16 protein-coding genes are annotated in these 19,168 nt (G+C 72.3%); 12 read left to right on the forward strand and 4 right to left on the reverse strand.

Features of this window, described 5'->3' with window-relative positions:
* The first annotated feature begins 75 nt into the window (after positions 1-75).
* Entirely contained in the window at positions 76-1,515 is a 1,440-nt protein-coding gene (locus ACZ6ZI_RS03725) for a serine hydrolase domain-containing protein (protein ID WP_469515313.1), read from the forward strand.
* A 16-nt stretch (positions 1,516-1,531) separates the two neighbouring features.
* Here the strand turns inward: ACZ6ZI_RS03725 and ACZ6ZI_RS03730 are convergent, their stop codons facing one another.
* Entirely contained in the window at positions 1,532-2,377 is an 846-nt protein-coding gene (locus tag ACZ6ZI_RS03730) for a DUF4253 domain-containing protein (protein WP_469515316.1), read from the reverse strand.
* A gap of 78 nt (positions 2,378-2,455) precedes the next feature.
* Positions 2,456-2,917, reverse strand: coding sequence for a MarR family winged helix-turn-helix transcriptional regulator (locus tag ACZ6ZI_RS03735; RefSeq protein WP_469515320.1), 462 nt, complete (start codon positions 2,915-2,917; stop codon positions 2,456-2,458).
* 115 nt (positions 2,918-3,032) lie between these two features.
* On the opposite strand from ACZ6ZI_RS03735, the gene ACZ6ZI_RS03740 reads away from it, so the two are divergent.
* A complete protein-coding gene (locus ACZ6ZI_RS03740; RefSeq protein WP_469515323.1) occupies positions 3,033-3,881 on the forward strand; it encodes an SDR family NAD(P)-dependent oxidoreductase in 849 nt (282 codons plus the stop codon).
* A 59-nt stretch (positions 3,882-3,940) separates the two neighbouring features.
* On the opposite strand, the gene ACZ6ZI_RS03745 is transcribed toward ACZ6ZI_RS03740, so the two are convergent.
* Both ACZ6ZI_RS03745 and ACZ6ZI_RS03750 read right to left on the reverse strand, forming a co-directional pair.
* Positions 3,941-4,738, reverse strand: coding sequence for a phosphatase (locus tag ACZ6ZI_RS03745; protein WP_469515325.1), 798 nt, complete (start codon positions 4,736-4,738; stop codon positions 3,941-3,943).
* A 442-nt stretch (positions 4,739-5,180) separates the two neighbouring features.
* A complete protein-coding gene (locus ACZ6ZI_RS03750; RefSeq protein WP_363054401.1) occupies positions 5,181-5,759 on the reverse strand; it encodes an SACE_7040 family transcriptional regulator in 579 nt (192 codons plus the stop codon).
* Between the two features lie 101 nt (positions 5,760-5,860).
* Here ACZ6ZI_RS03750 and ACZ6ZI_RS03755 point away from each other — a divergent pair, with 101 nt between their 5' ends.
* The 10 genes from ACZ6ZI_RS03755 (at position 5,861) to ACZ6ZI_RS03800 (ending at position 19,093) form a co-directional block, all read left to right on the forward strand.
* Complete coding sequence (locus tag ACZ6ZI_RS03755; RefSeq protein ID WP_469515330.1) at positions 5,861-7,477, forward strand: carboxyl transferase domain-containing protein; 1,617 nt, start codon at positions 5,861-5,863, stop codon at positions 7,475-7,477.
* A gap of 23 nt (positions 7,478-7,500) precedes the next feature.
* Positions 7,501-9,537: an acetyl/propionyl/methylcrotonyl-CoA carboxylase subunit alpha gene (locus ACZ6ZI_RS03760; protein ID WP_469515332.1), complete on the forward strand. Its 2,037-nt coding sequence runs from the start codon at positions 7,501-7,503 to the stop codon at positions 9,535-9,537.
* Positions 9,538-9,548: 11 nt separating this feature from the next.
* The gene (locus tag ACZ6ZI_RS03765; protein ID WP_363054537.1) at positions 9,549-10,466 is read left to right on the forward strand and encodes a hydroxymethylglutaryl-CoA lyase; all 918 of its coding nucleotides are present in this window, start codon (positions 9,549-9,551) and stop codon (positions 10,464-10,466) included.
* Positions 10,467-10,474: 8 nt separating this feature from the next.
* Positions 10,475-11,635 (forward strand): acyl-CoA dehydrogenase family protein, encoded by a 1,161-nt coding sequence (locus tag ACZ6ZI_RS03770; protein WP_469515335.1) that lies wholly within the window; start codon positions 10,475-10,477, stop codon positions 11,633-11,635.
* Between the two features lie 148 nt (positions 11,636-11,783).
* Positions 11,784-12,830, forward strand: coding sequence for an ABC transporter substrate-binding protein (locus ACZ6ZI_RS03775; protein WP_363054405.1), 1,047 nt, complete (start codon positions 11,784-11,786; stop codon positions 12,828-12,830).
* Positions 12,831-12,891: 61 nt separating this feature from the next.
* Positions 12,892-13,794, forward strand: a complete 903-nt coding sequence (locus ACZ6ZI_RS03780) for a siderophore-interacting protein (RefSeq protein WP_469515340.1) — start codon at positions 12,892-12,894, stop codon at positions 13,792-13,794.
* Between the two features lie 170 nt (positions 13,795-13,964).
* On the forward strand, positions 13,965-15,455 hold the full coding sequence (locus tag ACZ6ZI_RS03785) for a pyridoxal phosphate-dependent decarboxylase family protein (RefSeq protein WP_469515344.1): 1,491 nt from the start codon (positions 13,965-13,967) through the stop codon (positions 15,453-15,455).
* A complete protein-coding gene (locus ACZ6ZI_RS03790; RefSeq protein WP_469515349.1) occupies positions 15,439-16,740 on the forward strand; it encodes a lysine N(6)-hydroxylase/L-ornithine N(5)-oxygenase family protein in 1,302 nt (433 codons plus the stop codon). Before ACZ6ZI_RS03785 ends, ACZ6ZI_RS03790 begins: the two co-directional genes overlap by 17 nt.
* Positions 16,737-17,315: a GNAT family N-acetyltransferase gene (locus tag ACZ6ZI_RS03795; RefSeq protein ID WP_363054409.1), complete on the forward strand. Its 579-nt coding sequence runs from the start codon at positions 16,737-16,739 to the stop codon at positions 17,313-17,315. The genes ACZ6ZI_RS03790 and ACZ6ZI_RS03795 overlap by 4 nt, the downstream gene beginning before the upstream one ends.
* Positions 17,312-19,093: an IucA/IucC family protein gene (locus ACZ6ZI_RS03800; RefSeq protein ID WP_469515352.1), complete on the forward strand. Its 1,782-nt coding sequence runs from the start codon at positions 17,312-17,314 to the stop codon at positions 19,091-19,093. The genes ACZ6ZI_RS03795 and ACZ6ZI_RS03800 overlap by 4 nt, the downstream gene beginning before the upstream one ends.
* The last annotated feature ends 75 nt before the right edge of the window (positions 19,094-19,168 follow it).

Here is a 19,168-nt window from a genome sequence, read left to right on the forward strand (position 1 = left end):
CGGCGGGGTGTCCCGGCCAGACTCGTGGTGACCCTGATCGCCGGGCCCCGACGGGGCCACCGACGAGGAGCCGCCGTGCGTCCCACCCGTCCTGCCGACCGCACCTCCGCCACCGCCCCGACCGCCGACCGGGCCGCGATCCGGCCCGCGCGCCGGCTGCGCCGTACCGTCGCGGCGGGCGCCGTGACCGTCGCCCTGCTGGCGGGTCTCGCGCCGGCCGCGACGGCCGCCGACCTCGCCGACGGGCGCAGCGCCTCGGCCACCGAGCGCCGGCTCGACCGGGACGGGCTGCGCACCGGCCTGGACAGGATCCACGAGGCGGGCATCTTCGGCGTCTACTCCTCGGTCCGTGACGGCCGCGAGCGCTTCGACGGCGCCTCCGGTGTCGCCGACGTGGACACCCGCCGCCCGGTCCGCGCCGACATGCGCCACCGCGTCGGCAGCGTCACGAAGACCTTCACCTCCGTCGCCGTGCTCCAGCAGTCGGCGAAGGGCCGCATCGGGCTGGACCGGCCCGTCGGCGACTACGTGCCCGAGCTGGTGCCGGGCGAGCGGGGCCGCAAGGTCACCGTGCGCATGCTGCTGAACCACACGAGCGGCATCTCCGACTACATACTCGACGCCTTCCCCTCCCTGGAGCAGAAGAACACCACGGAGAGCCTGGACGAGTTCCGCCACCGCACGGTCGCGCCGACCGAGCTGATCCGCTTCGGTCTGGCGCGGCCCCAGGTCAACGAGCCCGGCGCCAAGTGGTCCTACTCCAACACCAACTACATCCTGCTGGGCGAGATCCTGCGCAAGGTGACCGGTCAGGACCCCGAGCGGCTGATCACCAAGGACGTCATCCGCAGGGCGGGCCTGCGCGACACCTACTTCCCGGGCACCGACCCGCGGATCCGGGGCGCGCACTCCAGGATGTACGAGAACTTCTACGGGCTGATCGACCCGCCGCGCGACTACAGCGACTACAACATGACCTGGGCGGGCACCGCCGGCGCGCTCGTCTCCACCACGCAGGACCTCAACACCTTCTACCGGGCGCTGCTGACGGGCGATCTGCTGCCGCGCCGACAGCTGGACCAGATGCGCACCACCGTCGAGGTCAAGGACCCGGCGGGCAACGTGGTCATGCACTACGGCCTCGGCATCTACACCATGGACACGCCGTGCGGTCCGGTCTGGGGGCACGACGGGGGCGTGTGGGGCGCCGGCACCTGGAGCCTGTCGAGCCCGGACGGGGCCCGCCAGTTCAGCATCGGCTACAACCTGATGAAGTACCAGCGCGTCGACGAGACCGGCACCGTCTTCCTGCCCCACCCGGCCGACGCGGCCGTGAGGGACTACATGGGCCTCGCCCTGTGCGGCAGGACCGCGCCGACCCCTGCCCCGAAGGGGGCGGCGCCCGGGTCCCCCGAGCACCGGGCTCCCGCTCCGGCCGCTCCGGCACCGTCCGCGCCGACGCTCCCGAAGACCGGCCCGGCGCTGCCGGCGCCCCTGGCGGCTCCGCTGCGCTGAGCCCGGACGACCGGGCTCAGTCCCACCAGAACGACCAGTGCGAGGCGCCCGCCACGCCCTCCTCGGCGTAGGCCGCGACCGTGCCGGACCCCTGCCACACGTTGTCCGGGCAGAACGCGAAGTGCTCGGCGGCCACGGCCAGGACGTCGGCCGGGGTCCGGGGCGGGGCCGCCACGTACAGGTCGAGCCGGTCGAAGCCGAGGGCGAGCAGCCGGGCGCCGAAGCGGTCCTCCCAGGAGCGCAGGACGGCGCTGATCCTGGCGGTGTCGCCCTCGTGGTTCACCGGACCGGACCAGCCGAGGACGGCCGGTACGTCGGCGGGGCGGGCGGCGGGTACGAGCGCCAGGCGCGGCCGGCCGAACCAGCCCTCGGCGAGCAGCGCGCGGGCCGTCGCCCGCGCCCCGGCCTCGGGGTCGCCGTCGGGATCGGGGGCCCCGTGCGGGGCCAGGGGCGGGCGGTCGCGGCCGAAGGGGGCGATCAGCTCCTCACCCTCGGCGCCCTCCTCGGGGTCGGGGACCACCGCGTCCCAGTACTCCCCCAGCACCGCCTCGGCGTCGTGGTCGTCGGGGTCGGAGGCCCGGCCCGGGTCCAGGGCCCCGGTGCGCCACCACTCCTCCAGGTTCGGGCGGTCGTGGAGCAGGACGGCGGTGAGCCCGCGGGGCACGGGCCGTCCGCCCGCGGGGTCCTCCACCGGCGCGTCGGACAGCCACAGCAGCGGCTCCGGGCGGCGACGGCCCAGCAGCGGCCGGCGGCGCGCGGGGCGGCTGATCAGGGTGCCGGGCGGCAGGCCGGGGGCGTCGGCGCAGGCGAGCAGTGCGCGGCGGGGGTCCGGCGGGCGGGGCGGATCGGCGGCTTCGCTCATGGCGGCGACGCTAGCCGCCGCCACCGACACGGGGCCGGGTCCCGCCGGGGGCGTGCCCGGAGCGTGGCCGACGGGCGGTCACGCCGCCGGCTCGTCCTTCAGCTTGGTCCACACGGTGCGCAGGGCGGCTATGTCGGCGTCGTCGAGCCGGTCGTCGAAGACCTCGGCGAGGGCTTCGCGGCGGGTGGCGTCGGCCTCCGCGTAGGCGCGGCGGCCGGCTTCGGTGAGGGCGATGCGCACGGACCGGGCGTCGGTCGGCGAGGGGACGCGCTCGACCAGGCCGCGGGCCTGGAGGGAGTCGGCGACGCGGGAGACCTGGCTGCGGCTGAGCAGCGTCTTGGCGCCCAGTTCGGAGGAGGCGATCGGCTCGTCGTGGGCGTGCAGCCACAGCATGACCTCGAACCAGGACAGCGGCAGGTCGTGCCGCCGGGTGAGGGCCTGGTCGACCCGGGCCGTCAGGGTCGTGCCGGCCCAGACGAGACCGTAGAAGGCGTGGTCGCGCGGGGTGAGACCCGCCGAGGTCAGCTCGTTGTTCGCCATGGTCACAGGATACCGGGGTTGCGTGCACACGCACACACCACCTAATGTGTGTGTGCACGCACAGACATGCCCCTCAGGGCCTGCCCCCATGAACCACCCCGTCGGGAGACCCCTCATGACCTCCGCCAAGACCGTCCTCGTCACCGGTACCTCCACGGGCATCGGCCTCGCCGCGGCCGTCGCCGCCGCCGAGGCCGGGCTGCACGTCATCGCCACCATGCGCGACACCGGCCGGGCCGACGCCCTGCGCGCGGCCGCCGCCGAGGCCGGGGTCGCCGACCTCGTGCAGGTCGAACGCCTGGACGTGACCGACGCACGGTCCGTGGCCACGTGCGTCGCCGAGGTCGTCGCCGAACACGGGCACCTCGACGCCGTCGTGAACAACGCGGGCGCGGGCTTCGTCGGCACCATCGAGCGGCACGACATGGAGCGGGTCCGCGAGGTGATGGAGGTCAACTTCTTCGGCGTCGTCGAACTGACCCGGGCGGCCCTGCCGCACCTGCGCGCCTCGGGCGGCCGGGTCGTCACCGTGACCAGCGTCGGCGGCGTCGTCGGACAGCCGTTCAACGAGGCCTACTGCGCGGCCAAGTTCGCCGTCGAGGGGTTCATGGAGTCCCTGGCCCCGGTCGCCGCGAGCACCGGCGTACAGGTCGCCGTCGTCGAACCGGGGGCCGTCTCCAGCGAGTTCGTGGCCAACGTGGGCCTCGACGTGCCGGCCCTGCTCGCCGAGGCCGGTCCGTACGCGCCCGCCCTGCGGGGGTACATCGACCACGCCATGGAGGCCTTCGGCAGCCGCCCCCAGACCCCCCGGGAGGCGGCGGCGCCGGTCGTCGAGGCGCTCACCGCCGAGACGGTGCCCTTCCGGATCCAGACCTCCGACTGGGCACGGGACTTCCTCGCGCCCAAGCTGGCCGACCTCGACGGTTCGGCCGTCCAGGGGGTCACCCGCGGCTGGCTCGCCTGACCGTTCACCGGGGGGGGCGGGCCGGGCCCGCCCACAGCGGGTGCCCCCAGCGGACCGCCCTACAGCAGGCCGGCCGCCGAGAGCAGGTAGGCGACCATCGGGTCGTAGAAGCGCGGGTCGCGCACGTGGTCGTCCAGCGGGACCGCCACCTGGAGGGTGCCCTCCGCCTCGGCGAGGAACAGCGCCGGGTCGTTGCAGTCGGCGTACCCCACCGCGTCCACCCCGCGCTGCGCGGCGCAGCCCGCCCAGCCGTGGTCGGCGACGACGAGGTCCGGCTGCGGTCGGCCCTGCGCGGCGAGCGCGTCCAGGATCGCCGCCATCGGCGCCGGCGAGTGGGTGTGCCACAGGGTCGCGCCCCGCTCCAGCACGGCCACGTCGGCGAACTGCCACACCGAGCCCTCGTCGGCGACGAGCCCCTGCGGGATGGCCACGATCTCGCAGCCGGTGGCGCGCAGGGCGGCGGCCGTGGCCCGGTGGACGTCGAGCAGGCCCCCGGGGTGGCCGGTGGCGAACAGCACGCTGTGGCGGTCGAGGGCCGCCTTGTGGAGCCGGGCCGCGAGCCGGTCGAGGGCGTCCACGGTCAGCTCGGGGTCGATGGTGTCCTGCCCGAAACGGTAGGCGGCGTCGTCGACGACCCCGCAGCGCTCGGCCATCACGGCCAGGACGTCCTGCTCGTCGGCCCAGCGGTCGCCGAGCTCCAGGCCCAGCCAGTAGTGCCGGTCGCCGTTGGCGAGCTTGCGGTAGTGGCTCAGGTTGTTCTCGCGCGGGGTGGCGACCTGTCCCGCGATGCGCGTGCGGACCAGGTGGTCGATGAGCTCGGCGCGGCTGGGTACGGGCGTCTCTATCGGCTTCGGCATGCGGCCATTCTGCCGCCGTCCAGCCGGAATCGTCCGCTCCGTCCCGAGCGGCGGACCGAGCGGCGGACCGAGCGGCGGACCGAGCGGAGAACCGGCGAGGGACCGGGCGGCGGCGCCCGGGTCGGGCGCGCGGCGCCCCCGGGCCCGACGACCGCCCGCCGGCGGGCCCGTACGGGGCCTCCGCGCGGCTTTCCACGAGGTGACCACCCGGGGCCGCGTGCGCCCGGCGGCGCCCCCGTGCGTGCGCGCGACCGTACGGCTCGTACGGGAGCGACGGCGAGCCCGTCCGGAGCGGCGACACGGCCTCGTACGGGGCGGCCGCGGGGCTCGTGCGGGGTGATCGCCCGACGACCGCGCGGCGGAGCGCCCGCCCCGCCCCGCCCCGCCCGCGACCGCGACCGCGAGGAACCCCCGAGAGACCCTGGGTCGATCGTCCGCCGCGTCAGCGCGAGAGCGCCGCGAAGGCCCCGTCCGCGAGGCGGCGCAGCAGCGATTCCGTCGCCTCCCGGCCGAGGGAGGCCAGGTGCGGGGTGGAGTTCAGCAGCCCGAAGACGGCGTGCACGCAGACCCGCACCTCCGCTTCGCCCACCCGGGGGTGCAGCTGCCGCACGACGTCCACCCACAGCTCCACGTACTGCCGCTGGAGCTGGCGCACGAGCTTGCGGTCGGCCTCGCGCAGCCGGTCGAGCTCCCGGTCGTGGAGGATGATCAGCGCCCGGTCGTCCAGCGCGAAGTCGACGTGACCCTCGACGAGCGAGGCCAGCACCTCCTCCGGCCCACCGGCCGCCTCCTCCACCCGTCGTCGACCGCCGGTCAGCAGCCGCTCGCTGATCCCGACGAGCAGCTCGGCGAGCATCGCGTCCTTGCCCGCGAAGTGCCGGTACAGGCCGGGGCCGCTGATGCCGACCGCGGCGCCTATCTCGTCCACGCCGACGCCGTGGAATCCGCGCTCCGCGAAGAGACGAGCGGCCTCACTGAGGATCTGCTCGCGACGGGTCGGGGCGGCCGCTCTGGTGCTCATGGGAATCCATTCTAGACAGGGCGGTTAGCGCTCGTTAACCTAAGACCCGCACGCGTTAACGCTCATTAACAAAGCATGCACCGAGCAAGGGAGCTCGACCGATGCAGCAGGCACCAGTGCTGACGAGCGCCGCGGACCCGGCGTCCGAGGCCTGGCGGACCAATGAGGCCGCCCACCGCGAGCTCGCCGAGGGCCTGCGCGCCCGGCTGGACGCGGCCCGGCTCGGCGGCGGCGAGAAGGCCCGCGCCCGCCACACCGCCCGGGGGAAGCTGCTTCCCCGCGACCGGGTGGACGCCCTCCTCGACCCGGGCTCGCCCTTCCTGGAGCTGGCCCCGCTGGCCGCCGAGGGGATGTACGGGGGCGCGGCCCCCGCCGCCGGGGTGATCGCGGGGATCGGCCGGGTCAGCGGCCGCGAGTGCGTGATCGTCGCCAACGACGCCACGGTCAAGGGCGGCACGTACTACCCGATGACCGTCAAGAAGCACCTGCGGGCGCAGGAGGTGGCCCTGGAGAACCGTCTCCCCTGCCTCTACCTGGTCGACTCCGGCGGCGCCTTCCTGCCCATGCAGGACGAGGTCTTCCCCGACCGGGAGCACTTCGGCCGCATCTTCTACAACCAGGCCCGCATGTCGGGCGCCGGCATCCCGCAGATCGCCGCCGTCCTCGGCTCCTGCACGGCGGGCGGCGCGTACGTCCCGGCGATGAGCGACGAGGCCGTCATCGTGCGCGGCCAGGGCACGATCTTCCTGGGCGGCCCGCCGCTGGTGAAGGCCGCCACCGGCGAGGTGGTCACGGCCGAGGAGCTGGGCGGCGGCGAGGTCCACTCCCGTACCTCCGGGGTGACCGACCACCTCGCCGAGGACGACGCCCACGCGCTGCGCATCGTGCGCAACATCGTGGCGACCCTGCCCGGGCGCGCGGCCCTGCCGTGGTCGGTGGAGGCTCCCGAGGAGCCGAAGGTGGACCCGTACGGCCTGTACGGCGCGGTCCCGGTCGACTCCCGCACCCCCTACGACGCCCGCGAGATCATCTCCCGGATCGTGGACGGCTCCCGCTTCCAGGAGTTCAAGGCGGAGTTCGGGCAGACCCTGGTCACCGGCTTCGCCCGGATCCACGGCCACCCGGTCGGGATCATCGCCAACAACGGCATCCTCTTCTCGGAGTCCGCGCAGAAGGGCGCCCACTTCATCGAGCTGTGCGACCAGCGCGGCATCCCGCTCCTGTTCCTCCAGAACATCTCCGGCTTCATGGTCGGCCGCGACTACGAGGCGGGCGGCATCGCCAAGCACGGCGCCAAGATGGTCACGGCCGTGGCCTGCGCCCGGGTCCCGAAGCTGACCGTGGTGGTCGGCGGCAGCTACGGCGCGGGCAACTACTCGATGTGCGGCCGGGCCTACTCGCCGCGCTTCCTGTGGATGTGGCCCAACGCCAAGATCTCCGTCATGGGCGGCGAGCAGGCGGCCTCGGTGCTGGCCACGGTCAAGCGGGACCAGATCGAGGGCGCGGGCCAGGAGTGGCCCGCCGAGGACGAGGAGGCCTTCAAGGCCCCGGTCCGGGCGCAGTACGAGGAGCAGGGCAACGCCTACTACGCGACCGCGCGGCTGTGGGACGACGGGGTCATCGACCCCATGGAGACCCGGCAGGTGCTGGGACTGGCCCTGACCGCGTGCGCGAACGCCCCGTTGGGCGAGTCGGGCTTCGGCATCTTCCGTATGTGACGTGTGACGTGAGGACCTCACTGATGTTCAGCACTGTTCTGGTCGCGAACCGGGGCGAGATCGCGGTCCGGGTCATCCGCACCCTGCGGGAGCTCGGGATCCGCTCCGTGGCCGTCTTCAGCGACGCCGACGCCGACGCCCGCCACGTACGGGAGGCCGACACGGCCGTCCGGATCGGCCCGGCGGCCGCGGCGGAGAGCTACCTGTCGGTGGAGAAGTTGATCGACGCCGCCCGGCGCACGGGCGCGCAGGCCGTCCACCCGGGCTACGGCTTCCTCGCCGAGAACGCCGTCTTCGCGGCGGCCTGCGCGGAGGCCGGACTGGCCTTCATCGGTCCGCCGGCCCCGGCGATCTCCCTGATGGGCGACAAGATCCGGGCCAAGGAGACGGTCCGGGCGGCCGGCGTCCCGGTGGTCCCCGGCTCCTCCGGCAGCGGCCTGAGCGACGGCGAACTGACCGCCGCGGCCCAGGAGATCGGCATGCCGGTGCTGCTGAAGCCCTCGGCGGGCGGCGGCGGCAAGGGCATGCGCCTGGTCCGCGACGAGGCCCTGCTCGGCGAGGAGATCGCGGCGGCCCGCCGCGAGGCCCGGTCCTCCTTCGGCGACGACACCCTGCTCGTGGAGCGGTGGATCGACCGGCCGCGCCACATCGAGATCCAGGTGCTGGCGGACGGCCACGGCAACGTGGTGCACCTGGGCGAGCGCGAGTGCTCGCTCCAGCGCCGCCACCAGAAGATCATCGAGGAGGCGCCCTCGGTCCTGCTGGACGAGAAGACCCGGGCGGCGATGGGCGAGGCCGCGGTGAACGCCGCGCGTTCCTGCGGGTACGTGGGCGCGGGCACGGTCGAGTTCATCGTTCCGGGCGAGGACCCCTCCGCGTACTACTTCATGGAGATGAACACCCGCCTCCAGGTCGAGCACCCCGTCACGGAGCTGATCACCGGCCTGGACCTGGTCGAGCAGCAGCTGCGCGTCGCCGCCGGCGAGCGCCTCGGCTTCGGGCAGGCCGAGGTCACCCTGACCGGCCACGCGATCGAGGCCCGCGTCTGCGCGGAGGACCCGGCGCGCGGGTTCCTGCCCTCCGGGGGCACGGTGCTGGCCCTGTCCGAGCCCTCCTCCGGGGGCGTGCGGACCGACTCGGGGCTGCTGGCCGGCGTACCGGTCGGCAGCACGTACGACCCGATGCTGTCGAAGGTGATCGCCTACGGTCCCGACCGGGCGAGCGCGCTGCGCACGCTGCGGGCCGCGCTGGCGGACACCGTGATCCTGGGCGTGCAGACCAACGCGGGCTTCCTGCGCCGGCTGCTGGCCCACCCCGAGGTGGTCTCGGGCGACCTCGACACCGGTCTGGTCGAGCGCGACCTGCCGACGCTCCTGCCCGCGGGGGTCCCGCCGGAGGTGTACGCGGCGGCCGCGCTGCTGTCCGTACCCGCCGCGCGGACGCCCGAGGGGCCGCGCGGGTGGCTCGACCCCTTCGACGCGCCGAGCGGCTGGCGCCTCGGCGGCACCCCGGCCTGGACGGTCCGCCACTTCCGCCTCCCGGGCCAGGACCCGGTCGAGGTCCGCACCCGCCCCTCGGACGGGCTGACGGAGCTCCTGCTCACCGACGCCGGCGCGGATCCGGCGTCGCCGGCGTACGGGGCCCGGGGCCGGATCGTGGCCCGCTCCGCCGACCGCGTCACCGTCGAACTCGACGGGGTCACCCACACCTTCGCCCACGCCGCCTCCCCCGAGGGGACCTGGCTGGGTCGCGAGGGCGACTCCTGGCACGTCCAGGGCCACGACCCGGTCACCGCGAGCCTGGGCGGCGCGGGCCGCTCCGGCGCCGACACGCTGGCCGCCCCGATGCCGGGCACCGTGACCGTCGTCAAGGTGGCCGTCGGGGACGCCGTGGCCGCCGGGCAGAGCCTGCTGGTCGTCGAGGCGATGAAGATGGAGCACGTCATCGCCGCCCCGCACGCCGGCACGGTCACCGAACTCGACGTCACCCCCGGCACCACCGTGGCCATGGACCAGATCCTGGCCGTGGTCACCCCCGAGGCGAGCGAGGAGGGCGCGTGAACGGCCTGCCCATGACGGTGCCCGCCGCCGGACTGCCCGCCCGGGTGCGGATCCACGAGGTCGGCGCCCGCGACGGACTGCAGAACGAGAAGACGGCGGTGCCGACCGAGGTGAAGGCGGAGTTCGTCCACCGCCTGGCCGCCGCCGGGCTGACGACCGTGGAGGCCACCAGCTTCGTGCACCCCAAGTGGGTGCCGCAGCTGGCCGACGCCGAGCGGCTCTTCCCGCTCCTGGCCGACGTGCCGGCCGACCTGCCCGTGCTGGTGCCCAACGAGCGCGGCCTGGACCGCGCGCTCGCCCTGGGCGCCACCCGGATCGCCGTCTTCGGCTCGGCCACGGAGACCTTCGCCGCGCGCAATCTGAACCGCACCGTCGACGAGTCCCTCGCCATGTTCGAGCCCGTCGTGGCCCGCGCCCGTCAGGAGGGGGCCCACGTCCGCGGCTACCTCTCGATGTGCTTCGGTGACCCCTGGGAGGGCGCGGTCCCCGTCGGGCAGGTCGTCCGCGTGGCCAAGGCCCTCCTCGACCTCGGCTGTGACGAGCTGAGCCTCGGCGACACCATCGGCGTCGCCACGCCCGGCCACGTGCGGGAGCTGCTCTCGGCCCTGAACGGGGCGGGCGTGGGCACCGACCGCGTCGGCGTCCACTTCCACGACACCTACGGCCAGGCCCTCTCCAACACCCTCGCCGCGCTCCAGCACGGCGTGACCACCGTCGACGCCTCCGCGGGCGGCCTCGGCGGCTGCCCGTACGCCAAGAGCGCCACCGGCAACCTCGCGACCGAGGACCTGGTGTGGATGCTCGACGGCCTCGGCATCGAGACCGGGGTCGACCTGGCCGCCCTCACCGCCACGAGCGTGTGGATGGCCGAACGGCTGGGACGCCCCAGCCCCTCCCGTACCGTCCGCGCCCTCTCCCACAAGGAGTAACGAACACCATGGCCCTCGACCACCGGCTCACCCCCGAGCACGAGGAACTCCGCCGCACCGTCGAGGCGTTCGCGCACGACGTCGTCGCGCCGAAGATCGGCGACCTGTACGAGCGCCACGAGTTCCCGTACGAGATCGTCCGCGAGATGGGCCGCATGGGCCTGTTCGGCCTGCCCTTCCCCGAGGAGTACGGCGGCATGGGCGGCGACTACCTCGCGCTCGGCATCGCCCTGGAGGAGCTGGCCCGCGTCGACTCCTCGGTCGCCATCACCCTGGAGGCGGGCGTCTCGCTCGGCGCCATGCCGATCCACCTGTTCGGCACCGAGGAGCAGAAGCGGGAGTGGCTGCCGAAGATGTGCTCCGGCGAGGTCCTCGGCGCCTTCGGGCTCACCGAGCCGGACGGCGGCTCCGACGCGGGCGGCACCCGCACCACGGCCGTCAAGGACGGCGACGAGTGGGTGATCAACGGCTCGAAGTGCTTCATCACCAACTCCGGCACCGACATCACCGGGCTGGTCACCGTCACGGCCGTCACCGGCCGCAAGGCGGACGGCCGTCCGGAGATCTCCTCGATCATCGTCCCGTCGGGCACCCCCGGCTTCACGGTGGCCGCGCCGTACTCGAAGGTCGGCTGGAACTCCTCGGACACCCGCGAGCTGTCCTTCTCCGACGTGCGCGTCCCGCTGTCGAACCTGGTGGGCCGGGAGGGGCGCGGCTACGCCCAGTTCCTGCGCATCCTGGACGAGGGCCGGATCGCGATCTCGGCGCTGGCCACCGGTCTCGCGCAGGGCTGCGTCGACGAGTCGGTGAAGTACGCCAAGGAGCGCAGGGCGTTCGGCCGGCCGATCGGCGACAACCAGGCCATCCAGTTCAAGCTGGCCGACATGGAGACGCGCGCCCACATGGCGCGCATCGGGTGGCGCGACGCCGCCTCGCGGCTGGTGGCCGGCGAGCCGTTCAAGAAGGAGGCGGCCATCGCGAAGCTGTACTCCTCCACGGTGGCCGTGGACAACGCCCGTGACGCCACGCAGATCCACGGCGGCTACGGCTTCATGAACGAGTACCCGGTGGCCCGCATGTGGCGGGACTCGAAGATCCTCGAGATCGGCGAGGGCACGAGCGAGGTCCAGCGCATGCTGATCGCCCGTGAGCTGGGCTTCACCGGCTGATCGGTGGGCCGCGGAACACGCTGACGGCGAGGGGACCCGAAAATTATTAGGGTCCCCTTACTGTTTTGGGACAAGGTTAGGCTAACCTTCCCCACGAACGGCCTCGTGTCCCGTGGTCGCCCCTGCACGCACGAAAGCGGAATTCGACATGCCCAAGCCCAGAAGCTCCTTCCTCACCCGCCGCGGCCTCATCGCGACCGGCGGCGCCCTCGGGCTCGTCGCGGCCCTCGCGGCCTGCGGCGGCACCGACAAGGCGAAGGACGCCTCGGGCGACAAGGGCGCCACCGCCGCGGCGTCGGGTCCCTGGACCTTCAAGGACGACCTGGGCAAGGACGTCACCGCGAAGTCCACGCCGAAGAACATCGTCGCCTTCACCGGCACCGCCGCCGCGCTCTCCGACTACGGCGTCCAGGTCAAGGGCGTCTTCGGCCCGACCAAGCTGGCCGACGGCAAGCCGGACCCGCAGGCGGGCACGATGGACATCTCCAAGGTGGAGATCCTCGGCAACGTCTACGACGAGTTCAACGTCGAGAAGTACGCGGCCCTCCAGCCCGACCTGCTCGTCACCAACACCTGGGACGGCACGTACTGGTACGTCCCCGAGGCCTCCAAGGACAAGATCCTGAAGCTGGCCCCGGCCGCCGCCGTCGGCGTGGGCGGCAACGTGTCCATGGACACCGCCCTGGCCCGCACCGCGGAGCTCGCCAAGTCCCTGGGCGCGGACCTGAACGCCAAGAAGACCGCCGACGCCAAGGCCCGCTTCGAGGCCGCCTCCGCCAAGCTGCGCGAGGCCACCAAGGCCAACCCGGGCATCAAGGTGCTCGTCGGCTCCGGCGCGGACCAGATGTTCTACGTCTCCACCCCGAAGACCTCCGCGGACCTGAAGTACTTCGAGTCCCTCGGCGTCGAGTTCGTCGCCCCCGAGCAGGACAAGCTGGACGCGGGCGGCTTCTTCGAGAGCCTCAGCTGGGAGAACGCCGGCAAGTACAAGGCCGACGTCGTCCTCCTGGACAACCGCAGCGCCACCCTCCAGCCCGAGGCCCTGAAGTCCAAGCCCACCTGGGCCGAGCTCCCCGCCGTCAAGGCCGGTCAGGTCGCGCCGCGCGTGACCGAGCCGATCTTCTCGTACGAGAAGTGCGCCCAGATCCTGGAGGACCTCGCGAAGACCATCCAGAACGCCAAGAAGGTCGGCTGACCCTCGGCCTGATCCACGGCGCCGGCCGCGCCACACCGCAATCCCTGGGGGGACTCTCCGCATGACCGCCACCGCGTCCGACATCCCGGCCGCCCTGCACTTCCGCTTCTTCACCTTCGAAGTGCTGCGCACCCGCCGGATCGGACACTCGTTCCTGCGCGTCACGTTCGGCGGGGAGTCCCTCGCGGACTTCCGCTCGGGCGGCTTCGACCAGAGCCTGTCGCTCTTCCTGCCGCCCGCGGACCGGGAGCACACCGAACTGCCGTCCACCGACGCGGACACCTGGTTCGGCGCCTGGCGCGAGATGCCGGACGAGGAGCGCCCGGTGATGCGCTCGTACACGGTGCGCGAGCAGCGGCGTACGGACGCGGGCGTGGACGAGGTCGACATCGACTTCGTCCTGCACGGGGACTCCTCCCCGGCCTCCCGCTGGGCGGGCGGGGCGGTCACCGGCCGCCGGATCATGGCGATCGGCCCGGCCGTCGCGGAGAACAAGTCGGTGCGCTTCCAGCCGCCGGCCGCCACCGACTCCCTCCTGATGTACGCGGACGAGACGGCCCTGCCGGCCGCCGCGGCCATCCTGGAGCGGCTGGACGCGGGCACCCCGGTGAAGGCCTGGTTCGAGGTCCCGCACGAGGGCGACCGGATCGACCTGCACACCCCCGCCGACCTGGACGTCACGTGGATCGTGCGCGCGGCGGACACGGGCCGGGAGCGGGCCGGGCGCGTGGTCGAGGAGATCCGCGCCGCCGACCTGCCGGCCGGAGCGACCCCGTACGCCTGGCTCGCGGGCGAGGCCGGCACCATCCGCGCGGTACGCCGCCACCTGGTGCAGGAACGTTCCGTCGACCGGCGCGCGGTGCGCTTCACCGGTTACTGGAGGCTCGGCGCCAGCGAGGAGCAGCTCCTCGCCGAGGCGTACGCGGGCCAGGCGGCCAGCGAGGACCCGACGGCCGAGCTGTAACCGACGCCACAGCCGCAGCCGCTGTCGCACAACTCGACGCCCCATCAGGGAAGTTCACAGAAGGGCCCCGACTTCGGTCGGGGCCCTTCTGCATTTGGTTTGACGATTAGGTTAGGCTAACCTAATCGTCGCACCCCACGCCCCTTCTGCCCCTGCCCGGAGGAAAGTTGATGCGCCAGCATCTGCTGAACGAGACGACCGCGGATCTCTACCGTCGTTCTGTCACCGAGGGCGTCGACCGCGTCGCCGCCAAGCTCGCCACCACGGAACGGCCCCACACCGGGATATCCGTCGACGAACTCGCTCCGGTCATCAACGGGATCGACCTCGACGCCCCGCTGGGCGACGCCTCCGCCGCGCTCGCCGAGCTGGAGGACGTCTACCTGCGCGACGCCGTCTACTTCCACCACCCGCGCTACCTGGGCCACCTCAACTGCCCGGTGGTCATCCCCGCGGTGGTCGGCGAGGCCGTCCTGTCGGCCGTCAACTCCTCCCTCGACACCTGGGACCAGTCCATCGGCGGCACGCTCATCGAGCGCCGCCTGATCGAGTGGACCGCCGGCCGCATCGGCTTCGGCGAGGGCGCGGACGGCGTCTTCACCTCCGGTGGCAGCCAGTCCAACTTCCACGCGCTGCTGCTGGCCCGCGACGAGGCCTGCCGCATCGTCATGCAGCGGGCCCAGGAGGTCGGCATCGGCCTGACCAAGGCCGAACTGCTGCCGAAGCTGCGCATCTTCACCTCCGAGGCCAGCCACTTCAGCGTGAAGAAGTCGGCCGCCATGCTGGGCCTGGGGTACGAGGCCGTCATCTCCGTGCCCGTCGACCGCAACCGCCGCATGGACACCTCCGTCCTCGCGCTGGAGCTGGAGAACTGCGCCTCCGAGGGCCTCTTCCCGATGGCCGTCGTCGCCACCGCCGGCACCACCGACTTCGGGTCCATCGACCCACTCCCCGAGATCGCCCGCCTGACGGCCGAGCACTCCGCGTGGATGCACGTGGACGCCGCCTACGGCTGCGGCCTGCTGATCTCCCCCACCCGCCGGCACCTCCTCGACGGCATCGAGCAGGCGAACTCGGTCACGGTCGACTACCACAAGTCGTTCTTCCAGCCCGTCAGCTCCAGCGCCATGCTGGTCCGCGACCGCGACACCCTCAAGCACGCCACGTACCACGCGGACTACCTGAACCCGCGCCGCATGGCCGAGGAGCGCATCCCCAACCAGGTCGACAAGTCCATCCAGACCACGCGCCGCTTCGACGCCCTCAAGCTCTGGATGACCCTGCGCGTCATGGGCGCCGACGGCCTCGGCTCCCTCTTCGACCAGGTCGTCGACCTGGCCGCCGCCGGCTGGGAGGTCATCGACGCCGACCCGCGCTTCGAGGTCGTCGTCAAGCCGCAGATCTCCACCCTCGTCTTCCGCTACCTGCCCGGCGAGGCGGTCCCCGCCGACCACCTCGACGAGGCCCAGCTGCACGCCCGCAAGGCGCTGTTCGCCTCCGGTGAGGCCGTCGTCGCCGGCACCAAGGTGGACGGCAAGCAGTACCTGAAGTTCACCCTCCTCAACCCGCAGACCACGACGGCCGACATCGCTGCCGTCCTCGACCTCCTCGCCGCACACGCCGAGCAGTTCCTGGGAGAATCCCTTGCCGTCCACCACTGAGCCCCACGACTTCATCGGCATCGGCCTCGGTCCCTTCAACCTGGGACTCGCCTGCCTCACCGCGCCGATCGACGAGCTGAGCGGTCTGTTCATCGAGTCGAAGCCGCACTTCGAGTGGCACGCGGGGATGTTCCTGGACGGCGCGCACCTCCAGACGCCGTTCATGTCGGACCTGGTCACCCTCGCGGACCCGACCTCGCCCTTCTCCTTCCTGAACTACCTGAAGGACAAGGACCGGCTGTACTCGTTCTACATCCGCGAGAACTTCTACCCGCTGCGCGCCGAGTACAACGACTACTGCCGCTGGGCCGCCGACCGCCTCGACAACGTCCTGTACTCGACCTCCGTCACCGAGGTCACCTACGACGAGGCCGCCGGCCTGTACGAGGTCCACACCGACAAGGGCGACACCCACCGCGCCCGCCGCCTGGTCCTGGGCACCGGCACCTCGCCCCACGTCCCGGGGGCCTGCGCGGACCTGGGCGGCGACTTCCTGCACAACTCGGCCTACGTACCCAACAAGGCGGAGCTCCAGAAGAAGAAGTCGATCACCCTGATCGGATCCGGTCAGAGCGCGGCGGAGATCTACTACGACCTCCTCACCGAGATCGACGTCCACGGCTACCAGCTGAACTGGGTCACCCGCTCCCCGCGCTTCTTCCCGCTGGAGTACACCAAGCTGACGCTGGAGATGACCTCCCCGGAGTACGTGGACTACTTCCACGCCCTCCCCGAGGACACCCGCTACCGGCTGGAGACCCAGCAGAAGAACCTCTTCAAGGGCATCGACGGCGACCTGATCAACGCCATCTTCGACCTGCTCTACCAGAAGAAGATCGACATGCCGGGCCCCGTCCCGACCACCCTGCTGACCAACACCTCGCTGAACAGCACGGCGTACGACACCACCACGGGCACCTACACCCTGGGGCTGCGCCAGGAGGAGCAGGAGCGGGACTTCTCCCTCACCACCGAGGGCCTGGTCCTGGCCACCGGCTACAAGTACGTCGTCCCCGACTTCCTGGCCCCGGTGCGCGAGCGGCTCAACTTCGACGGCCGCGGCCGCCTCGACGCCGCCCGCAACTACAGCGTGGACACCACCGGTCGCGGGGTCTACCTCCAGAACGGCACGACCCACAACCACTCCCTGACCTCCCCCGACCTGGGCATGGCCGCGTACCGCAACGCGTACATCGTCGGAGAGCTGCTCGGCCGCGAGTACTACAAGGTCGAGAAGTCCATCGCGTTCCAGCAGTTCTCCGCCCCGGAAGGCACGCACGTATGAGCACCACCGCCGAAGTCCTCTTCACCCGCGTCGACGCGGTCCTGGGCAGCTTCGAGATCCGCCCGCTGGACCCCTTCTCCGACGCGGAGCTCCTCCACGGCTGGGTCACCCACCCCAAGGCCTCGTTCTGGATGATGCAGGACGCCTCGCTCACCGAGGTGGAGCGCGAGTACGTGCGCATCACCACGCACGAGCACCACCAGGCCTTCATCGGCCTGCACGAGGGCCGCCCGGCCTTCCTGATGGAGAGCTACGACCCGGCGCACCTGGAGCTGGTGGGCCTCTACGACGCCCAGCCCGGCGACGTCGGCATGCACTTCCTCGTGGCCCCCACCGAGAACCCCATCAGCGGCTTCACCCGCGCCGTGATCACGACGGTGATGGCCGCCCTGTTCGCCGACCCCGCCAACCGGCGCGTCGTCGTCGAGCCCGACGTCGGCAACAAGGCCGTCCACGCCCTGAACGAGGCCGTCGGCTTCGTCCCCGAGCGCGAGGTCCAGAAGCCCGAGAAGGTCGCCCTCCTCAGCTTCTGCACCCGCGAGCAGTTCGAGGCCACCCAGCGGGAGTCGATATGAGCCTGTCCGACGCCATCTCCCACCTCTCCCCCGAGCTGTGGGCCCGCGCCAACCGCGCCCTGGTCCGCAAGGCCCTCGCGGAGTTCTCCCACGAGCGCCTGCTGACCCCCGAGCCCCTCGGCGGGGACCGCTACCGCGTCCCGACCGACGACGGCGACGTCGAGTACCGCTTCACGGCCGTCCTGCACGCCCTGGACCACTGGGCGGTCGAGGAGTCCTCGATCACCCGGCTGCGCGCCGGCGAGGAGCTGCCGCTGGACGCCATCGACTTCCACATCGAGCTCCAGCGCGCCCTGGGCCTGAGCGCGGAGGTCCTGCCGGTCTACCTGGAGGAGATCTCCTCCACCCTGGCGGGCTCGGGCTACAAGTACACGAAGCCGCAGGTCTCCTCCGCGGTCCTCGCGAAGTCCTCCTTCCAGGACATCGAGACGGGCATGACCGAGGGCCACCCCTGCTTCGTCGCCAACAACGGCCGGCTCGGCTTCGGCGTGCACGAGTACCTCTCGTACGCCCCCGAGACGGCGAGCCCGGTGCACCTGGTGTGGGTGGCGGCCCACAAGGACGTCTCCACCTTCACCGCCGGCGCCGGCCTGGACCACGACTCGTTCATGCGCGACGAGCTGGGCGAGGCCGCCGTCGCGGGCTTCGGCGCCAAGCTGTCCGCCCTGGGCCTGGACCCGGCCGACTACCACTTCCTGCCGATCCACCCCTGGCAGTGGTGGAACAAGACCACGGTCACCTTCGCGGCCGAGATCGCCAATCGCCGTCTGGTGCTGCTCGGCGAGGGCGAGGACGCGTACCTGGCCCAGCAGTCGATCCGTACCTTCTTCAACACCACGACGCCGACGAAGCACTACGTGAAGACCGCCATCTCGGTCCTCAACATGGGCTTCATGCGCGGCCTGTCGGCGGCGTACATGGAGGCCACCCCGGCGATCAACGACTGGCTGCACCAGCTGATCGAGTCGGACGAGGTCCTGAAGTCGGTCGACTTCTCGATCATCCGCGAGCGCGCGGCGATCGGCTACCACCACCGCCAGTACGAGCGGGCCACGGACCGCTACTCGCCGTACCGCAAGATGCTGGCCGCCCTGTGGCGCGAGTCCCCGGTCAACGGGCTCGCGGAGGGCGAGCGCCTCGCCACGATGGCCTCCTTCCTGCACGTGGACTCCGAGGGCCGCTCCTTCGTGGGCGCGCTGATCGAGGAGTCCGGCCTGACGCCGGCGCAGTGGCTGAAGCCGTACCTGCGGGCGTACCTCCTGCCGCTGCTGCACTGCTTCTACCAGTACGACCTCGCGTACATGCCGCACGGCGAGAACACCATCCTGGTCATCAAGGACGGCGTCGTGCAGCGGGCGATCTTCAAGGACATCGCCGAGGAGATCGTGGTCATGGACCCGGACGCGGTCCTGCCGCCGGCCGTGGAGCGCGTGCGGGCCGACATCCCGGAGGACATGAAGCTCCTGTCCGTCTTCACGGACGTCTTCGACTGCTTCTTCCGCTTCCTGGGCTCGATCCTGGCGACGGAGGGCATCTGCGAGGAGGAGGCCTTCTGGCGCGCGGTCGCCGACTGCGCCCACGAGTACCAGGACTCCATGCCGGCCCTGGAGGAGCGCTTCGCCCGCTACGACCTCTTCGCCCAGGAGTTCCAGCTGTCCTGCCTCAACCGGCTCCAGCTGCGCAACAACAAGCAGATGGTCGACCTCGCCGACCCGGCGGCGGCCCTCCAGCTGATCGGCACCCTCAAGAACCCCGTCGCGGCCTTCGCCCGACGGTGACCGCGGGACGGGCGCGGATCCTCGAATACGGTCCCTCGGGACCGCGCCCGTCCCCACCGCGCGCCGGCGCGTCCG

It is taken from the genome of Streptomyces sp. NPDC103540 (genome assembly GCF_055584445.1).